This window comes from Paenibacillus sp. BIC5C1 (assembly GCF_032399705.1).
Lineage (GTDB): Bacteria > Bacillota > Bacilli > Paenibacillales > Paenibacillaceae > Paenibacillus > Paenibacillus taichungensis_A.
Genome location: NZ_CP135922.1, coordinates 2,101,986 through 2,119,874, shown reverse-complemented (window position 1 = coordinate 2,119,874; position 17,889 = coordinate 2,101,986). Strand labels below are relative to the sequence as shown.

The 17,889-nt window shown below is 47.2% G+C and carries 15 protein-coding genes; 3 read left to right on the top strand and 12 right to left on the bottom strand.

Going from position 1 to position 17,889, the window contains the following annotated elements; genetic code table 11:
• Positions 1 to 43: 43 nt before the first annotated feature.
• The 6 genes from RS891_RS09730 to RS891_RS09705 form a co-directional block, all read right to left on the bottom strand.
• On the bottom strand, positions 44 to 3,802 hold the full coding sequence (locus RS891_RS09730) for a collagen-like protein (RefSeq protein WP_315795170.1): 3,759 nt from the start codon (positions 3,800 to 3,802) through the stop codon (positions 44 to 46).
• Positions 3,803 to 4,215: 413 nt separating this feature from the next.
• Positions 4,216 to 5,160 (bottom strand): NAD-dependent epimerase/dehydratase family protein, encoded by a 945-nt coding sequence (locus tag RS891_RS09725; protein ID WP_315795169.1) that lies wholly within the window; start codon positions 5,158 to 5,160, stop codon positions 4,216 to 4,218.
• Between the two features lie 116 nt (positions 5,161 to 5,276).
• Positions 5,277 to 5,798 (bottom strand): TetR/AcrR family transcriptional regulator, encoded by a 522-nt coding sequence (locus RS891_RS09720; protein WP_113053407.1) that lies wholly within the window; start codon positions 5,796 to 5,798, stop codon positions 5,277 to 5,279.
• 91 nt (positions 5,799 to 5,889) lie between these two features.
• Positions 5,890 to 6,219, bottom strand: coding sequence for a helix-turn-helix transcriptional regulator (locus RS891_RS09715; protein ID WP_146752128.1), 330 nt, complete (start codon positions 6,217 to 6,219; stop codon positions 5,890 to 5,892).
• 528 nt (positions 6,220 to 6,747) lie between these two features.
• Positions 6,748 to 7,266: an ABC transporter substrate-binding protein gene (locus tag RS891_RS09710; RefSeq protein WP_315795168.1), complete on the bottom strand. Its 519-nt coding sequence runs from the start codon at positions 7,264 to 7,266 to the stop codon at positions 6,748 to 6,750.
• 24 nt (positions 7,267 to 7,290) lie between these two features.
• On the bottom strand, positions 7,291 to 8,769 hold the full coding sequence (locus RS891_RS09705) for a helix-turn-helix domain-containing protein (RefSeq protein WP_315795167.1): 1,479 nt from the start codon (positions 8,767 to 8,769) through the stop codon (positions 7,291 to 7,293).
• Positions 8,770 to 9,183: 414 nt separating this feature from the next.
• Between RS891_RS09705 and RS891_RS09700 the strand changes: the two genes are divergently transcribed.
• From RS891_RS09700 to RS891_RS09690, 3 genes are all read left to right on the top strand, one after another.
• Complete coding sequence (locus RS891_RS09700; protein WP_113053405.1) at positions 9,184 to 9,603, top strand: MarR family winged helix-turn-helix transcriptional regulator; 420 nt, start codon at positions 9,184 to 9,186, stop codon at positions 9,601 to 9,603.
• Between the two features lie 27 nt (positions 9,604 to 9,630).
• Positions 9,631 to 10,281, top strand: coding sequence for a nitroreductase family protein (locus RS891_RS09695; protein WP_113053404.1), 651 nt, complete (start codon positions 9,631 to 9,633; stop codon positions 10,279 to 10,281).
• 89 nt (positions 10,282 to 10,370) lie between these two features.
• Positions 10,371 to 10,667 carry a putative quinol monooxygenase gene (locus RS891_RS09690; protein ID WP_079694890.1) on the top strand — a complete coding sequence of 99 codons (297 nt, stop codon included), beginning with the start codon at positions 10,371 to 10,373 and terminating at the stop codon, positions 10,665 to 10,667.
• 146 nt (positions 10,668 to 10,813) lie between these two features.
• Here the strand turns inward: RS891_RS09690 and RS891_RS09685 are convergent, their stop codons facing one another.
• From RS891_RS09685 to RS891_RS09660, 6 genes are all read right to left on the bottom strand, one after another.
• On the bottom strand, positions 10,814 to 11,863 hold the full coding sequence (locus tag RS891_RS09685) for an NAD(P)/FAD-dependent oxidoreductase (protein ID WP_315795166.1): 1,050 nt from the start codon (positions 11,861 to 11,863) through the stop codon (positions 10,814 to 10,816).
• Positions 11,864 to 12,102: 239 nt separating this feature from the next.
• Positions 12,103 to 12,918 carry an AraC family transcriptional regulator gene (locus tag RS891_RS09680; RefSeq protein ID WP_315795165.1) on the bottom strand — a complete coding sequence of 272 codons (816 nt, stop codon included), beginning with the start codon at positions 12,916 to 12,918 and terminating at the stop codon, positions 12,103 to 12,105.
• A gap of 190 nt (positions 12,919 to 13,108) precedes the next feature.
• Positions 13,109 to 14,116: a FecCD family ABC transporter permease gene (locus RS891_RS09675; protein ID WP_113053401.1), complete on the bottom strand. Its 1,008-nt coding sequence runs from the start codon at positions 14,114 to 14,116 to the stop codon at positions 13,109 to 13,111.
• Positions 14,113 to 15,120 carry a FecCD family ABC transporter permease gene (locus RS891_RS09670; protein ID WP_315795164.1) on the bottom strand — a complete coding sequence of 336 codons (1,008 nt, stop codon included), beginning with the start codon at positions 15,118 to 15,120 and terminating at the stop codon, positions 14,113 to 14,115. The genes RS891_RS09675 and RS891_RS09670 overlap by 4 nt, the downstream gene beginning before the upstream one ends.
• 12 nt (positions 15,121 to 15,132) lie before the next feature.
• Positions 15,133 to 16,107, bottom strand: coding sequence for an iron-hydroxamate ABC transporter substrate-binding protein (locus RS891_RS09665; RefSeq protein ID WP_113053399.1), 975 nt, complete (start codon positions 16,105 to 16,107; stop codon positions 15,133 to 15,135).
• Between the two features lie 115 nt (positions 16,108 to 16,222).
• Positions 16,223 to 17,869 carry a helix-turn-helix domain-containing protein gene (locus RS891_RS09660; protein ID WP_315795163.1) on the bottom strand — a complete coding sequence of 549 codons (1,647 nt, stop codon included), beginning with the start codon at positions 17,867 to 17,869 and terminating at the stop codon, positions 16,223 to 16,225.
• Positions 17,870 to 17,889 lie beyond the last annotated feature (20 nt).

Below are 17,889 nucleotides of genomic sequence, written 5' to 3'. Positions count from 1 at the left end.
AAACCCTGTTGTACCTGTGCCCCGGTTCCGGCCTGTCACTCCGTTACTCGGTTGCCCTGTTGCACCAGTGACCCGTGGCCCGGTAGCTCCGGTTATTCCCGGCCCGGTGTTGTCGCACCTGTTTCACCAGTAAGACCCGTGGTAGCCCGTTCCCCGTCCCGGTGGCACCTGTCCACCGTTGTTCCCGTCCCGGTCCCGTCCTGTCACACCGGTTAATCCAGGTTGCTCCTGTGGCTCCCGTGGTTCCGGTGACTCCTATACCGGTTGCACCTGTTGCACCAGTAAGACCCGTGGAGCCAGTAGCTCCAGTTATTCCTGTTCCGGTGGCTCCTGTCGCACCCGTTACTCCAGTAAACCCTGTTGTACCTGTGGTTCCCGTGGTTCCGGTGACTCCTACTCCGGTTGCGCCTGTAACACCTGTTTCACCGGTAAGACCCGTTGCTCCGGTGGCTCCTGTCTCACCCGTTGCACCAGTAGTTCCCGTTGCACCTGTCACTCCAGTTACACCCGTTGAACCCGTTGCTCCGGTAACTCCAGTCGTTCCCGTTCCGGTTGCGCCTGTCGTACCTGTTTCACCAGTAAGACCCGTCGCACCAGTGGCTCCCGTTGCTCCTGTCACGCCAGTTACACCCATAGATCCTGTCGCGCCGGTGGCTCCAGTGGCGCCTGTTGTTCCCGTCCCGGTGGCTCCTGTCACTCCTGTTACCCCAGTTAAACCCGTCGCTCCTGCGGCGCCTGTAGCCCCGGTCACTCCTATTCCGGTTGCGCCGGTTTCACCAGTAAATCCTGTTACACCAGTTGCTCCTGTAGCCCCGGTTCCGGTTGCGCCTGTCGCACCCGTTACCCCAGTAAGACCCGTTGCTCCCGTAGCTCCGGTTGTTCCCGTCCCGGTGGCTCCTGTCTCACCCGTTACTCCAATTAGACCCGTTGCTCCCGTAGCTCCGGTTGTTCCCGTTCCGGTGGTACCTGTCGCACCTGTTGCACCAGTAAGACCCATGGCTCCAGTAGCTCCGGTTGTTCCCATTCCGGTTACACCTGTCGCACCTGTTTCACCAGTAAGACCCGTGGCTCCGGTAGCTCCTGTCGTTCCTGTTCCGGTTACACCTGTCGCACCTGTTTCACCAGTAAGACCCGTGGCTCCGGTAGCTCCTGTCGTTCCTGTTCCGGTTACACCTGGCGCACCCGTTACTCCAGTAAGACCTGTTGTTCCGGTAGCTCCGGTTGTTCCCGTTCCGGTTGCTCCTGTCACACCGGTTACTCCAGTAAGACCCGTTGCTCCAGTAGCTCCGGTTGTTCCCGTCCCGGTGGCTCCTGTCTCTCCCGTTACTCCAGTAAGACCCGTTGCACCAGTAGTTCCCGTTGCACCAGTAGTTCCCGTTGCACCTGCCACTCCAGTTACACCCGTTGCTCCGGTAGCTCCAGTTATTCCTGTTCCGGTGGCTCCTGTCTCTCCCGTTACTCCAGTAAACCCTGTTGTACCTGTGGCTCCCGTGGTTCCGGTGACTCCTATACCGGTTGCACCTGTTGCACCAGTAAGACCCGTGGAGCCAGTAGCTCCAGTTATTCCTGTTCCGGTGGCTCCTGTCGCACCGGTTACTCCAGTAAACCCTGTTGTACCTGTGGTTCCCGTGGTTCCGGTGACTCCTATACCGGTTGCACCTGTAACACCTGTTTCACCGGTAAGACCCGTTGCACCTGTCACTCCAGTTACACCCGGTGAACCCGTTGCTCCGGTAACTCCAGTCGTTCCCGTTCCGGTTGCGCCTGTCGTACCTGTTTCACCAGTAAGACCCGTCGCACCAGTGGCTCCCGTTGCTCCCGTTGCTCCTGTCACGCCAGTTACACCCATAGATCCTGTCGCGCCGGTGGCTCCAGTGGCGCCTGTTGTTCCCGTCCCGGTGGCTCCTGTCACTCCTGTTACCCCAGTTAAACCCGTCGCTCCTGCGGCGCCTGTAGCCCCGGTAACTCCTATTCCGGTTGCGCCTGTCGTACCTGTGACCCCAGTAAGACCCGTGGCTCCCGTTACTCCAGTAAGACCCGTGGCTCCCGTAGCTCCGGTTGTTCCCGTTCCGGTGGTACCTGTCGCACCTATTGCACCAGTAAGACCCGTGGCTCCCGTAGCTCCGGTTGTTCCCGTTCCGGTTACACCTGTCGCACCTGTTTCACCAGTAAGACCCGTGGCTCCGGTAGCTCCTGTGGTTCCTGTTCCGGTTACACCTGTCGCACCCGTTACTCCAGTAAGACCCGTTGCTCCGGTAGCTCCTGTCGTTCCTGTTCCGGTTACACCTGTCACACCCGTTACTCCAGTAAACCCTGTTGCACCAGTAAGACCCGTGGAGCCAGTAGCTCCGGTTATTCCCGTCCCGGTGGCTCCTGTCTCTCCCGTTACTCCAGTAAACCCCGTGGCTCCGGTAGCCCCGGCGACTCCTACTCCGGTTGCGCCTGTAACACCTGTTTCACCGGTAAGACCCGTCGCACCAGTGGCTCCCATTGCTCCTGTCGCGCCAGTTACACCTGTAAATCCTGTCGCACCGGTGGCTCCAGTGACACCTGTTGTTCCCGTTCCGGTGGCACCTGTCGCACCCGTTACTCCAGTAAGACCCGTTGCTCCTGCGGCGCCTGTAGCTCCGGTAACTCCTATTCCGGTTGCGCCGGTTTCACCAGTAAATCCTGTTACACCAGTTGCTCCTGTAGCCCCGGTTCCGGTGGCTCCTGTCTCACCCGTTACCCCAGTAAGACCCGTTGCACCAGTAGTTCCCGTTGCACCTGTCACTCCAGTTACACCCGTTGAACCCGTTGCTCCCGTGACTCCGGTTGTTCCCATTCCGGTTGCGCCTGTCGTACCTGTTACCCCAGTAAGACCCGTGGCTCCGGTAGCCCCGGCGACTCCTACTCCGGTTGCGCCGGTTTCACCAGTAAATCCTGTGACTCCCGTAGCGCCGGTTGTTCCTGTCCCCGTGGCTCCGGTAGCCCCGGCGACTCCTACTCCGGTTGCGCCTGTAACACCTGTTTCACCGGTAAGACCCGTCGCACCAGTGGCCCCCATTGCTCCTGTCACGCCAGTTACACCTGTAAATCCTGTCGCACCGGTGGCTCCAGTGACACCTGTTGTTCCCGTCCCGGTGGCTCCTGTCTCACCCGTTGAACCCGTCGCGCCGGTAGCCCCAGTTGTTCCTGTTCCGGTGGCGCCTGTCGCACCCGTTATACCAGTTGTTCCCGTTGCTCCGGTTGTTCCTGTGGCACCTGTCGTACCGGTTACCCCAGTTAAGCCCGTCGCGCCGGTGGCCCCAGTCGTTCCCACTCCTGTTGCACCTGTTATCCCAGTAAGACCCATTGCACCAGTAGCTCCAGTTGTTCCTGTTCCGGTTGCACCTGTCGCACCTGTTACTCCAGTAAGACCCATTGTACCTGTAGCTCCAGTAGCTCCCGTAGCTCCTGCGCTTCCAATTGCTCCAGTGGTCCCAGTAATCCCGGTCACACCTGTGGTACCTGTAACACCTGTTTCTCCAGGATCGCCCGTCGCTCCTGTTACCCCTGTCGAACCTGTTGCACCTGTGACTCCTGGATCACCAGTAATTCCTGTTACACCTGTTATTCCTGATGTTCCGGTTGCCCCGGTTGCCCCAGTTGCCCCCGTACTTCCTGTAACGCCCGGATCACCAGTTTTACCTGTTACTCCAATCAGTCCTTGGACTCCGGTTACTCCCGTTATACCTATCGAGCCAGTAGCTCCCGTATTCCCCATCTTACCAGCTGATCCCATAACTCCTGTGGTTCCCGTAGCTCCAGTTGCACCTGTCATTCCTTGAAACCCTCTATATCCCCTCGGTCCACGAAGCACACAACATCTGGATCTGACAGCTCTTTTCTTTTTTAGCTTAAGCTTCTTTTTGGATTTACATTTGACTCTTCCTTTTTTAGAAACGCAAGTGCCTGCTTTTTTTAATTTTCGTTTGGTTGTACTGATGGAGGACATTTTGCGCTCCTTTTTGGATATATAGCTCACAAGAAAATCCTCCCTCCTTGTACACCGCATCTATTCTCCGATTTTGCAATACTACACTCTATGTCTAGGACAGGTTTTGTGCACCGCCCATTAATGAAGTCATATCACCATTCATCTATTGGTTAAGGTCGTCAGCATTTAACTGGTCATAATTCATTTTTTAATTATTGATTGATCAATCACAATTCAATATGACTCATTCATATCTTTTACAGCTCACCTATCGTCCGTGTAATCCCTTCTTCAAAAGAAGTCATCTTCACCGGCCCGATGTTGGCCTCGTATTTCTTTTTACTCAACACCAGCGGTTCTTCTGTCAAATATAGCATCTCAACAACTTCTTTCATTACCGGTACAGCCAACCCAAGCAGCGAAAGTCCTGTTTTCCCGAGGGCTATCACCGGTTTCGCTTTGCCCGCAGCCTGTTGTGCAATACGTACGATTTCCTTACCCGATATTAAGCCAGCACCAGGGATATTCCAGTTCTGCCGATAGGTATCTTCTCTGAGTGCCAACTCCACAACCATGACAGCTGCATCTGGCAAGTAGATATATTCTCGGGGTATTTTCATGTTTCCGATAAAAAAGGCCATTTTCCCTTCCGCTATTGCTTCAAGCGTGGATCCCAGGTAAGAAGCCTGATTGGCAGTAGGGCCATAATAATCAGGCAAACGAACAATCATCACTTGCGCTTTGCGCCATTTGCTGCTAAATAACATCTGCTCAAAGGCAAGCCGAGTTTTACCTTTTCGAGTATGCGGCTGCTTTGGATGTTCTTCAGTCACTTCTTTCAATTGTCTTCTGCCATAAGGATAAATCCCGTCAATGACGACCACCTTCAGGCACAGTTGTTCTGCAGCTTCCATAACGGATTCACCCAGAGGGATCAGCTTGCTCTCCATTTCGTTATAAGGTACATTCGCACAGTGAAACATTACATCGGCTTCTAGTGAAGCAGCTATAATATCGTCAGGTCGGAACGCATCTCCCACAGCGATTTGAAGGTAATCAGGGGACCCAAGCTTTACCGCAAGTTGCTCCAGTTTTTGACGTGAGCGACCAAAAATGATTGTAGAAATACCACGTTTAATCAATTCCTCTGTAATTGCTGCGCCCGTTCCACCTGTTGCCCCAACCACAATTGCTCTTTTCATCTCATCTCAACCTCTTTCGCTCATTTAGTTATTGATCAATTACTTACTCAAACACAATATAACGCATATTTAGTGATTGATCAATAACTAAAATGTAAAAAGGGATTCTTCCCTTTCTATCTATCCATAAGCTCTGGCATATCCAGTGAGGTTGATATATTACATAACATGCCAATTGCCAAGAATATTAACGTTCTTTGCTTTGGATTGGCACTGCCTGCGGCTGTGAAAGCTTCCAATACCATATCTCGCACCTCAGTGAACCCTTTTTGCATTGCTTGACGGATGACTTCCTCCTGAACCGTCTGTGCCTGCATTTGCAACAAAATTTCATTCTTGTGAGATTTAAGAATCTCTTCATAGGCTTCAGTTAACTCGTTCTCCAACTGATCTGGAGTAGCTGTCTGCACCACCGTTCGGAATGAATCAATTACTCTTGTCCAGGATACCTCCAATGCTGTTAAGAGCAAGGCTTCTTTGCTTTTAAAAAAACGGAAGATATACGGTTGCGAAATATTTGCCCTTTCTGCTACCTGAGCTGTGGTCGCCCGGAAATAGCCGATTTCAGCAAACACCTCAATCGCTGCGGATATGATGTCACTACGTCGATTAACCGACACCGCTGCATCTTTAGCCATGATAATCAAGCCTCCATTCAATAGTAATTAATTGATCAATAGCTGAAGTATATAGGAAAGCCCCAATCATTGCAAAAACATCGAAAACCTCTCATTTCTTGAGCTTGATTGGGTTGAAACCGTATGTTTGCCTGAATCGGCTGATGAAATAACTGCAGTTAGCATCCCCCGCCTGATACACAGCTTCCGTTACACTGAATTGACCACTTTCCAGTATCTCACGTGCTTTCTCCATTCGTTTGTGAATGATATACGCATGAATGGAGTACCCATATAGCTGCTTGAATGCTCGCTTCAGCTTATACTCATTCATCATAGCCGGACAAACTAATTCCTGGATCGTCGGAGAATCAGCATAATTGGAGTCCAGGATTCGTTTCACTTCTTCTAGACCCATACGATCCGAAGCACTCAACCTCACTTCATCTGCACCAGGCTGTGGTCAATCGGTCAACTCACCCGTGAGAACGGCAACAAGTTCTGTCAGCGTCGCTTCCAGGTAATACGCACGAATCTCATTAGTGTAGTTGCATCTTATCATTTCTCCAATAATACGACGGACGACAGGCGGCAGTTCTATTCCCGCATGCTATTGTCGTTCGGCAGGAGTTACTCGTTAGTACTCCCAACAGTAACTTCCCCCTCAGTCACAACAAACCCGCAAACGGTGGCTCAAGCCGCTGCAGGTTGTTGAACATGTCGATGTTCATGAGGGTCGGTTGGACGAGTTCCTTAATATCATGATGCACCGAAATGGACCGGCTATGAACTTTGTTTGAGTAAACGAAAATGGTGCCACAGTTTTTACGTCCTGGAGACCGAAGAGGCCTGGCTCCACCACCCGGATTATCCGGGGTGGAATCAGTTGCACATTATTGCCCTGTATCCCGAAGCTCCATTTTTGTATAAAAAGGATTTCGGACGTGGACTGATTCAGGCCTCCGGCATCCTATTTTTTGGCTTCAACCATGATGTTCACAATCGTGTCCAACTGCAATTCTAATGAGAACGGGTCTTCCATTACGAACTCATCCCCTTTGTCTCCAAAGGAACCGTATGGGTAAACCTGTCCTTTTTGCACTGCGGGCAAGAGTTTCCAAACCTCACTGTTCAACACTTCATTGGCTCCCTCATCCCATGACCCGTACACAAAGATATGATCGCCCATGTACTCAGGCAACACTTCAAGCGAAATATTTACAAATCCTTCTTCCATATTGAGCGCTTGCTCAGTCGGCGGCAGCTTCAGCATCTCATAGATGGTTGAACTCCCATAGTTCCCCCCTTCAGCAGCCAGTACATACAGAGATTTGTTTGCAACTTGAACAATAGACACGGTCTCTCCTTCTTTTACCACGCCAGCAATCTGTTTCTTGGCTTCTTCTACTTTCTGTTCATAAGTGGAAATCCATTCCTCAGCTTCTTTCTCTTTTCCAAAAATCTCACTGATCCGACGCAGTTTTGCCAAAGGCCCTGAGGTAGATTCCCCTTCCTAATACGGTAAAAATACCGTTGTCGCAATTTTCTCGTAATCCTCAATATTTTTATCAATAGAACCAATAATCAGATCCGGCTCAAGCGCGACCAATTTCTCAAGATTCATCGGAAATTCTCCACCCAGGTCTTCGATTCCGGATATGACATCAGCGGATATCCCTGACTTCTCAATCCAGGCCTCGTTCAGCATGAAGGTTCTCACCCCTACAGGAATAATCCCCAGCTTCAACAGATAGCCCATATACTGATCTGAAGCAACCCGTTGCGGGTTGGCTGGAATAATAACGTCCCCTCTTATTGTGGATACTGTACGAGTCTCTGCTTGTACAGAGGATTTTCCTTCTTCAGTTGTACTGTTACTTGTCTGCACTGTGGCGGGTTTCGTCTCTGCCTGTGAACCACTTGTGGATTGTGATGGACTTGAACAAGCCCCCAATATTAGTGATAGACACAGCATCATGGTCAGTGCTGTCATTTTGAATTTTCCTTGCATAAATAATCCCCCTCCATCAACCTTATGATATTGATAATCAATATCATTATATAGTTGAGAATAAAGTGGTTGAAGGGCATTTTCACGCATAAAACCGGGCAAATCTTGATTGGGATTTACAGCGGAGGCATATTCCTGTTCTTTCATGCCTCGATTTTGGATTTTTTTGTACCGAATAGGTGAACATCCCTTTATTTTTTTGAAGCTGCGACTGAGTGAATGGGCATCTGGATAGCCTACCTGCTCCGCAATTTGTTGCAACGTAGCACCCGTGTATATCAGGAGATGTGCAGCCCTCTCGACTCGCCTCTGTGCAAGATATTGAATGGGGCTGATTTTTAATTTTTGTTTGAACAATCTGGACAGATGTCCTACACTGCATTCCAGATCCTCTGCCATTACATCAAGAGCAATGGGTTCATGCAGATGAGTATTCATGTAATCGACGGTCCTTGTCACCAAATCTGGCTTGGATGGCTGAATGGATTGACCGTACAGATCGGATAATAAAGCATACACCCACTGATGGAATAAAGTTTTTGCGTGTAATTTGGCCAGTTTCGAGGACTTCTCCCACTCTCCCTCCAGTGTCCTGATATACTGATACATAACCAATGGGTTGGTTGGAATAAGCGAATATTGATCTTGGAACGGACGTTCATTTTCCATCAGATGCTGAATGTCCATCCGACAGGGAAGCGCCTGAATGGCTTTGTACAAAATCATATAATAAACCAGACCCGTATCCGTCTTGATGTTTACATTAGCCAATTTTCCCCCATGAACAATATGGAACCCGTCAACGATATACCTTTGTTGATCCATACTTACTACAGCAGTTCCATCAATCATATATAGATAAGCACTAGCTGGAAGCAGATAGTTCCTAATCCTTTCACCAGGAGCTAAAGAGTTTTTTCGAACATCCAGTATTTTGATAAAAACATGATTCCATAGCAAGATGTGATCATTCAAATTCATGATATTTGCACTCATCCTCCAATCTAATCACAGTTTAAAAGCTCTTTTGTTCAAGCATCTCTGTGATCACAATTTCCATATGTACATTACCTTTCATTATAGTTGATAATTATTCTCAATCACAATATAAATCGATATAAAGTTACTTTGATGGATAACCTACACGTACGGAATCAAGAAAAATATCGCTTTGGAATAGATGGATTTATCTTCTCTTGACTACGCTGTTGCAAAATCAAAAGAGGCATGCTATATTAGTTGAGCCATCAATGATTGAGGCGTCAATGATTGAGCTATCAATCATGATGAGCAGCCAAAGTAATTATTAGGCAATGGCATTGTACACTGGCAATTTTAATTACTTTTTCACATAAGCCGTTGTTCATGGTCAAGATTCACCCGGGAGGTCTAGTCATGACACGTATTGTTTCCAAAGAAGAGCAGATTATCAATCTGCTGAACGTACTAGGGAATAAAATTAGTCCCAAATTCGAACGCTGTACGGGTATCAGTTCCTCTCGCTTTGAGATTTTGCATGAGTTGGATCAGGTGGATGAGATTAACCAGTCCATGCTCCAGAAAATCATCAACATCGATAGTGCTGCAATCACACGCCACTTGAAACAGCTTGAGGCGGACCTGATGGTCACGAGACGTAAAAATCCCGAAGATAACCGGGTAACGTTTGTTCGTCTAACGGACCATGGTCGGAAGCAGATTGAAGGCTATAAGGCAGAGAAAACCAATTATATTAACCAGATTTTACAGGGGTTCAACGAAGATGAAGTTTACGCTCTCGCTGATTTTCTGGAACGAATGCAAGACAATTTCTAAACCCATATATAGAGGAGAGAATCATACATGAGTACATTCCAAAGCACTTTTCAAAAGACAAATGATTTTAACGAAATTACTTACGGCCGCCGGTCTGTAAAACTATACGATCCTGAAGTGAAAATCAGCCGTGAAGAAATGACAGAAATTTTGTCAGAAGCTTCTCGCGCTCCATCTTCCATCAATTTGCAGCCTTGGCGTTTTCTCGTTGTAGATACGGCTGAAGGCAAAGAAAAGCTTGCTCCTCTCGCGAGATTCAACCAAAATCAGGTTTTGACTTCCGCAGCAGTAATTGGCGTATTTATTGATATGAACAATGTCGAGTACATGGAAGAAATTTTTGGTAAAGCTGTCGAGCTCGGTTATATGCCACAGGAAGTTAAGGAAATGCAACTCAAAACTGTAATGCCTTATTACGAAAATATGCCCGCTTCCGCTCTTCGCGATGTCAATCTGATTGACGCGGGTCTCGCTTCCATGCAATTGATGCTCGCTGCACGTGCTCATGGTTATGATACCAACCCAATCGGCGGTTATGAGAAAGACCAAATTGCTGAAACATTCGGTATGGATAAAGATCGTTACCAACCCGTTATGCTGATCTCGATCGGTAAATCGGCCAAAGAAGGTCACCCTTCATACCGTCTGCCTGTTGAGACAATTACGACTTGGGCATAATATCATTCAAAGTTTTACGTGCTCCAGCACCATTTACATTTCAAACAACAATAACAACATTCTAAATACATTAATGGAGGTTGAATATTATGATTATCATTCACGCTCACTTGCAAGTTAAACCAGACCAGGAACAAGCTTTTTTGGAAGCAACAAAAGTGCTGATCCCTGCTACACGCAATGAAGAAGGCAACATCAGCTATGATCTCGCCAAAAGCACTGAACGCGAACATCATTACACAATGATTGAACTGTGGAAAGACGAAGCCGCTACAGCTTCCCACAACACCAGCGCCCATTTCCAAGCTTTCGTTCAACAAGCAGCAGCATTCATGGCCGCTCCAATGAACGTTGAAGTATTCGCTGGAGAAGCGGTTAAACGCTAAAATACGAGCCTTACATTAATCCGTTAAGCAGACCGACGAAATCGTCGGCTTGTGAAAAAGAAACCGCTCCTCGTCATGCTGACGGGTGAGCGGCTTTTTTGATATTGAAAGAAAATCTTTATGATGACCATTTTAGTTAGTTTATTTTATTTGGTGTATAGATGCTTCATCAGCTCACGGTTTTTCTGCGCGAACAAGTCATTGTGTGATGAAACCATCCCGTGTGTATTGGCTTCGGGTGCCACGAACAGTTTGGCTTTGTTTACGGCATTGGCTGCGTCCTGGAACGCTCCTGCGATCAGATGAAGCTTCCCTTCATGATGCAAAATATCTCCCGCAGCAAAAATGCCCGGTACGGATGTTTCGCTGACTGGTGTGCCTGCGATCCAATGATCCTTCATATCAATCTTAATATGACTATTCACCAGCAATTCCTTGTCCCGCTCATAACCGTAGTTAATGATGACCTCATCCACTGGCAGTTCCAATGAAGCCCCGTCCTCATTACGTTTCAGCACAACCGTTTCAATCTGTTGATGATCGTCTGTAGCGACCAACTTCTCAATCGTAGTATTGAGCAAGCATTCGACTGAACTGTTCTCAAGACGTGATATTTCAGCTTCATGACCTTTCAGCGTATCTTTCCGATATGTTAAATAGACTTGTTTGGCAATAAGGGCGAGCTCGTTCGCCCAATCAATCGCCGCATTACCACCACCCGAGATCAGAACCGTTTTGTCCTTGAAGCGGGAGAGCGATTTGACTGTATAATGTAAGTTCGTAACCTCGAAACGTTCTGCACCTTGAATCTCCAGCTTAATCGGCTTCAGAATTCCTCCGCCAATGGCTAAAATCACAGTTTTGGAGTAATGTTTTTTCTCAGAGGCAGTGTGCAGTACGAAGTATCCTTGCTCATCCTTGGATATGGACGTGACCTTTTCTCCAAGAACAACCTCTGGCTGGAAAGTCAGTCCCTGATTGACCATTTGCTCGATCAGTTGTGCGCCCGGAACGGGTTGTAATCCCCCTATATCCCAGATCATTTTCTCAGGATACACATGCACCTTACCGCCCAGATAGGGCTGGAATTCAATGATTTTGGTTTTCATTTCACGCAAACCGCTATAAAAAGTAGAAAATAATCCGGCAGGCCCACCACCAATAATCGTTACATCAAACACTTCATGAACGTTCATCTTGATACCCTCTTTTCCAAATTGGTTTGTCCAACATTCTTCTTCCATTTATTCCTGCATGGTTGGAACAGGCCGAGGATGCATCGAGTGAATAAAGAGCTTTTATTGTATTCATCTCTATCTGCCTTCCAAACCTTTATAATAATGATTCTCATTATCATTTAATACTATAGCAAGGATCATTGAAAATGCGAATGCACAAATCACCAATTTGAGATGCATTATTGTCCAATGGAAGCTTAATCAAGATATGTGTATTCCGAAGGAGAAACACCAAATTTACTTTTAAAAATTCGACTGAAATAGAGCGGATTGGTATAACCAACACTGATCGCAACATCGCGAATCAAATAACTCCCTGATTTCAGGAGCTCCCCTGCCCTCTCCATGCGATAATGAATGACATAGTCAATTGGGCGGAATCCCGTGTATTTGTGAAAAAAGTAAGAGAAACGCTTTGAACTCATGCCATGTAACTCTGCTAGCTCATCCAGTGTCAGCAGATTCATGTAATGTCCATGAATATAAGAGATGGCTTGCTCAATCACCTTCTCACTCGGTGAAGTTCCACCTTCCCGTTGACTACAGCCTGTAAGAACCTGAACCATGATGCTCAAAAATAATTCTTTTACTCGCAGTTTGCCAATTCCTCCTTGCACGTGCAATTGTTCTTGCAGCATAACCAGTAATTCAACAACCCTCGGATTGGCACCTGAGTCCAATTTGAAATGAGAGTCGCATTCCTGGATGCTGTCCCCCTTTTCCAATTGGTCAAAACTATAAAACAGTAAATAATATTCATACTCCGAATGGCAATTCACTTGTGAGTCCAGCTGCATGCCTGGTGCTGCATGAAAAACAGACCCGGGCTGTAACTCGTATACCGTTCCATCTACTGACATACTGGCTTCTCCACGTACCACAAAAAGAAATCCATGATTTAATGTTCTGAATTCACGCAATATACTTTTGGGTTGCAAAACCAATCGATTAATTCCATCTATTTTAAACGAATTATCTGCAAATATTGAAGCTAATTGATCCACATCTGTCATGGAAATTCCACCTATCTTTTAGAATCGGTTTAAACTGTGCCTATTTTATCTTATCACACAAATCAAATCATACTGGGTAGCCTGAGTTTCACCCTCCACCGTCAAAACTACAAACAAAGGCCATCCCTTGTCTTGACGACAAAAGATAGCCTTATTAGCTAAGAGTTCAATTAGTCTAAAGCTTTTTAGATTATTTCTTCAATAATAAATATACAAAATATGGAACACCGATTAGGGAGACCATAATTCCTGCGGCAATTCCATCAGGGTCAACCAGGTTGCGCCCAATCGTATCGGCAATTAATAGAAGCCAGCCTCCAAGCAGAACGGCAACAGGAATAAATAACGAATTACGTGGACCGACCAGCGCTTTGGCGATGTGTGGAGCCATCAAACCGATAAACGCGATCCCTCCCGTAACCGATACAGCAGATGCGGCGGCTGCAACAGCAATCACCATGAGTACCAAGCGTTCCCGCTCAAGCTTCAAACCCACTCCGATCGCTGTTTCTTCGTTCAGCCCCATCAGATCAAGCCGTCTGGTTCTGAACAAAGTAAGCGGGATTAACACAATCAGCCAAGGCAGCAAAGCCCATATGAATGGCCAGTCTGCCCCCCATATGTTTCCGGATATCCATTTGGCAATAAAGTCGACCTTGGATCGCTCCGCGGAAGAGATGATGACAATCATGATGCCTGACAGCGCCATCGAGAATCCAACCCCGACCAGCACCATTTTTATGGGATCAAGTCCCTTGGTCCGACTATAGGAGAACAGATAGATGAGCGCCGCGGTCAGTAATGCACCGATAAAAGCAGCTAACGGCAACATGTAAACGAACGTGCCCGCTTCAATCGGGAAATACAGAAAGAAGATGGCAACGGCAACACCTGCACCAGAATTGATTCCGATGATGCCTGGATCGGCCAAATCATTACGCGTAATACTTTGCAAAATAGAACCTGACAGCGCAAGGGCCATACCAGCTAGTAATGTAATAAAAATTCGAGGTAATCGGACCGAAAACAGAACAAAGTCTTCTTTAAATGTACCTTGACCAAATAACACCGGAATTACCCTTTTGAAAGACAACGAGGAATAACCCCAGCTCATACCTACCACAGCCGTGATGAGGATCAGCAGCAAACACACGAACAGAATCAGTCGTTGCTTGCGAATTCGCGCAGACATTGTCATGAGAACGCTTTGCCCCCTCTACGCACAACGAACAGGAAGAAAGGTAAACCAAGCATGGAAGCAATGGCGACCACCGGTGTTTCGTAAGGTGCATTTATCGTTCGACCCAGTGTTTCGGCAAGCAGCATAAACGATGCTCCGGCAAAAATGGATACGGGTATAATATACCGATAGTCCGTGCCTACCAATTTACGGACAATATGCGGGATCATTAAGCCGACAAAGGCCATGTTTCCAATCAATGCAACCGACGCTCCGGTAAGCACGATGACCAGCAGGAACAGAACAGTTTTGACGAGTACAAGCTTCTGCCCCAGTCCAGTCGCCACCTCATCGCTCAAGCTAAGAATGTTGATCTGGTTGGAAAGAAATGGAACTACAGCTAAACCAACCAGTATGACAGGCGCAATGGCTTGAATCTGGCCCCATGTCGTTCCGATGAGTCCTCCCGAAGTCCACATGGATACATCCTTGGAAATTTTGAAATAGATACTGATGCCATCCGAGATGGCATACATAAAAGCGGATACCGCTGCCCCGGCCAGCACTACCCGGATAGGAGACAAGCTCCCCCTCCGCATCGAGCCAAGCACAATAACCAATGCGGCTCCAAGTGCAGCACCAACAAAACAAGCAACCATAATCCCGAAATATCCGAGTGATGGCATAAAAACAAAAGCCAGTGCAAGCGCCATATTGGCACCTGAAGTCAGACCGAGCAGTCCAGGATCAGCCAGGGGATTGCGAGTAATCCCCTGCATGATGCCTCCGGAGACGGCGAGAGCCGCTCCGATCAGCATGGCAGCGAGTTCCCTTGGAAGTCTGATCTCTCGCAAAATAAGAATATTATCGTTCTTCGTCGCAGAGGTCAGGGTCAGCCAGAGATTGCGAAATGTCGTTTCTTCTGCGCCAAACATCATGGCGATGATGAAACACACGATAAGTACGAGTACACTACCCAGCAGCTTGGTTGCAAACCGAAAAGGAAGTCGTTTATTTTTCATCGCGTTTAAGGTTTACTTGCCAAGAAAATGTTCGATAAAGAATTCCAGCTGGTATTCCATACTCAGTGGATCATTGAAGTAAAACGCCTTGGCATCCGCTTCGAATACTCGATTATTTTTCACCGCATCAATATTTTTGTATGTTTCGGTATTTTGGAACGAATTGTCTTCGTCGGCATTTTTACTGAATATTACATAGTCACCCATGTAGTCTTTCAGTACTTCGTTGGATACTGCAAAGAATCCATCTTTCTTGGTAGCATCCTTGACCTTATCTGGCATACCTAAGCCGAATTGATCATACAGTATTTCCGTTCCACGTCCGAATTTTTCGCCATACACATAAAGTTGCTTATTAAACGTTTCAATAACGGATACAGTCGCATTGGCGCCAATTTTGGCTTTGATCTCTTCCCCAACTTTTTTGCTTCGAGCGTCAAAATCGTCAACCCAAGCCTGTGCTTCTTTTTCTTTGTTCACAAGCTTTCCGATCTCCAGTTGTTGCTTGAGGAAGTCCACCTTACCATATGTATAGGTGACTGTCGGAGCAATTTGCTTCAGCTTATCTACGTTCTTGATATCAGACAGGCCGATAATCAGATCTGGGTTCAATTCAATAATTTTCTCCAGACTTTCGTCGGTAACCGCCTCTGTATTCGCCAGTTTTTCTTTGAAATTTGGGTTCTCCTTGGACATTTCATCCACACCGACCAGCGGCACATCCAGGGCCATCACGTTTCCTGTCAGGAATCGTGTCAGCACAACCACGCGTTGAGGGTGGGAAGGAACTTCCACAGGACCTGTCTCCGATTGATAAGTGAACGTGCCCGAATCTGACTCGGATGAAGAACCTGCTGAATCCGTGTTCGAAGAATTGGATTCGTTGGATGTAGTTGCATTCTCCGTTGTATCTTTGGCTGAGTTGCTTCCACAAGCGCTAAGCAATAAAACCAGAACTAATATAAATGGAACAAAAAGCTTTCTCATTAGATGACTCTCTCCCTTTTCTCTTTGAATATGAAAATCATTCTCATTACAATAGCTAATTATAGGCATGCAGGATGAACCTAACCATGCCTTTTTGTTTGAGAAAACCTTTGGATTATTGGATGCCAGTCCATAAGGATACAGCCCGTCCAAGCTGCAAACGAAGGGAAACCGGATTGTAGGGTATCCACTCTTCCTGCTCCAACTCATAGATCCGATTTTGCTTCACTGCCTCGAGCTCTTTCCAGTATTCCGAGTTAAATATACCTTCTGAATGAGCCTTTGACCCTTTTTCATCTGGAAAAACAATGACGAGCATACGAGTGCCCTCGTAATCCTGAAGTTCCGACAGTTGGATAGATACCGAATGAAATTGGTCGCCAAACCTCTGTATTTCCTGGGCAATCTTGGTCGGAGGCCGTAATCCGAGCGATTGATACATCACATATCCAACATTTCTGATTCCATATATTTGTAAGGTATCCGGTTTGATGACTAGAATGGTCAGCGTCTCATTCACAATTGGGCTCGTTTGAATGGCTTTCCGCGCCCACTGTTCTTCCCTTTCAAAGTCTGCCAGCCATTGTTCTGCCTTTTCCACCCTTTGAATCGCCTGTGCGATAAACCGCAGATGCTCTTTCCACCCAAGCTCCATCCAGGCAATTTCGATAATAGGAGCGATAGATCGTAGACGTTCGGAGTTTAAGTCGTTCATGTCTAGGTGCTGATTAGCTGCTATGATAAGCTCAATATTAGCATCTAGCAATGCAGACTTTATTTGTTCAGGTGAACTGTCGGAATGGATAAAACATATCGTTTGAGGTGGGCTAACTCCTTCTGTGCTTACATATTCGCTGCTTTCCGAGATGACGACCGCTGGTTCCAATCCAAGTAACATCAGATGGCTCGCATAAGGTGCACACCACACAGCCACTCGTTGAAAAGGTCTGCGACGTGTGTAACCTGAAGGACTCTCTCCTGTCTGCTGCTTGAAGCGACGACTAAGATAGAATTCATCCTTATACCCAACCTTCAGCGCAATTTCACGAAGTGAAGCAGAGCCGCTAATTAATAACTCTTTGGCCCGGTGAACACGCAAGCGTGAGAGATACTCATTGGGTGCGAATCCAGTAAGCTGCTTAAAAAGGATCGAGTAGTGAGAGCGACTTACCCCCGCAATTTCGGAAAGCCCTTCGGTTGTTATTTTCTCACTAAAATGGTTCTCCATAAATGCGATGCTGCGTTCCATAGACGGCTGCTCACTCGCAATATATCTTGCTTCCATTCGTTCCAACACACCCATCAGAACTTGATGAAACAGAATCTGGTTACGCATATGCCTGACTTCATTGCCAGGTAAACGATACATATAGAGCTCCTCAAGCTGAGCTGCAATGGTTGGTTCATAGAACTCAATAAGGGTTCCTGCCGCAAGCACACTGGACCGTCCCATGGCTTCCACTGGCAGTGATCTCTTCTGTTCTTGCGTGCTAATGGAGAGGGTGTATATATGAAGTGGATGCATCAGATTCCCCAGTATAACAACATCACTCTTCGCCGGAATAAGGATTACCATGCCATCGATGAGTTCGTAAATATGATCGTCGAGATGAAGTGTACCCTTACCACTTGAAACAGCCAACAGAATGGTCAGGTCCTCATGAATTCTATGTATCGGCATGGTTGACGTGCTATACAATGATTGAATGCTATTTGCTGTATATATTGGAAAATAGGACTCTGCCCATTCCGAGTTGTTCATTTTCTTATCCTCCATGACTG

Bases quoted from the DNA above. Each gene is read 5' to 3' on its own strand.
- RS891_RS09730 (WP_315795170.1), bottom strand. From the start codon at position 3,802: ATGACAGGTGCAACTGGAGCTACGGGAACCACAGGAGTTATGGGATCA.
- RS891_RS09680 (WP_315795165.1), bottom strand. From the start codon at position 12,918: ATGACAGATGTGGATCAATTAGCTTCAATATTTGCAGATAATTCGTTT.
- RS891_RS09665 (WP_113053399.1), bottom strand. From the start codon at position 16,107: ATGAGAAAGCTTTTTGTTCCATTTATATTAGTTCTGGTTTTATTGCTT.
- RS891_RS09690 (WP_079694890.1), top strand. From the start codon at position 10,371: ATGATTATCATTCACGCTCACTTGCAAGTTAAACCAGACCAGGAACAA.
- RS891_RS09660 (WP_315795163.1), bottom strand. From the start codon at position 17,869: ATGAACAACTCGGAATGGGCAGAGTCCTATTTTCCAATATATACAGCA.
- RS891_RS09675 (WP_113053401.1), bottom strand. From the start codon at position 14,116: ATGACAATGTCTGCGCGAATTCGCAAGCAACGACTGATTCTGTTCGTG.
- RS891_RS09670 (WP_315795164.1), bottom strand. From the start codon at position 15,120: ATGAAAAATAAACGACTTCCTTTTCGGTTTGCAACCAAGCTGCTGGGT.
- RS891_RS09695 (WP_113053404.1), top strand. From the start codon at position 9,631: ATGAGTACATTCCAAAGCACTTTTCAAAAGACAAATGATTTTAACGAA.
- RS891_RS09700 (WP_113053405.1), top strand. From the start codon at position 9,184: ATGACACGTATTGTTTCCAAAGAAGAGCAGATTATCAATCTGCTGAAC.
- RS891_RS09720 (WP_113053407.1), bottom strand. From the start codon at position 5,798: ATGGCTAAAGATGCAGCGGTGTCGGTTAATCGACGTAGTGACATCATA.
- RS891_RS09725 (WP_315795169.1), bottom strand. From the start codon at position 5,160: ATGAAAAGAGCAATTGTGGTTGGGGCAACAGGTGGAACGGGCGCAGCA.
- RS891_RS09705 (WP_315795167.1), bottom strand. From the start codon at position 8,769: ATGAATTTGAATGATCACATCTTGCTATGGAATCATGTTTTTATCAAA.
- RS891_RS09685 (WP_315795166.1), bottom strand. From the start codon at position 11,863: ATGAACGTTCATGAAGTGTTTGATGTAACGATTATTGGTGGTGGGCCT.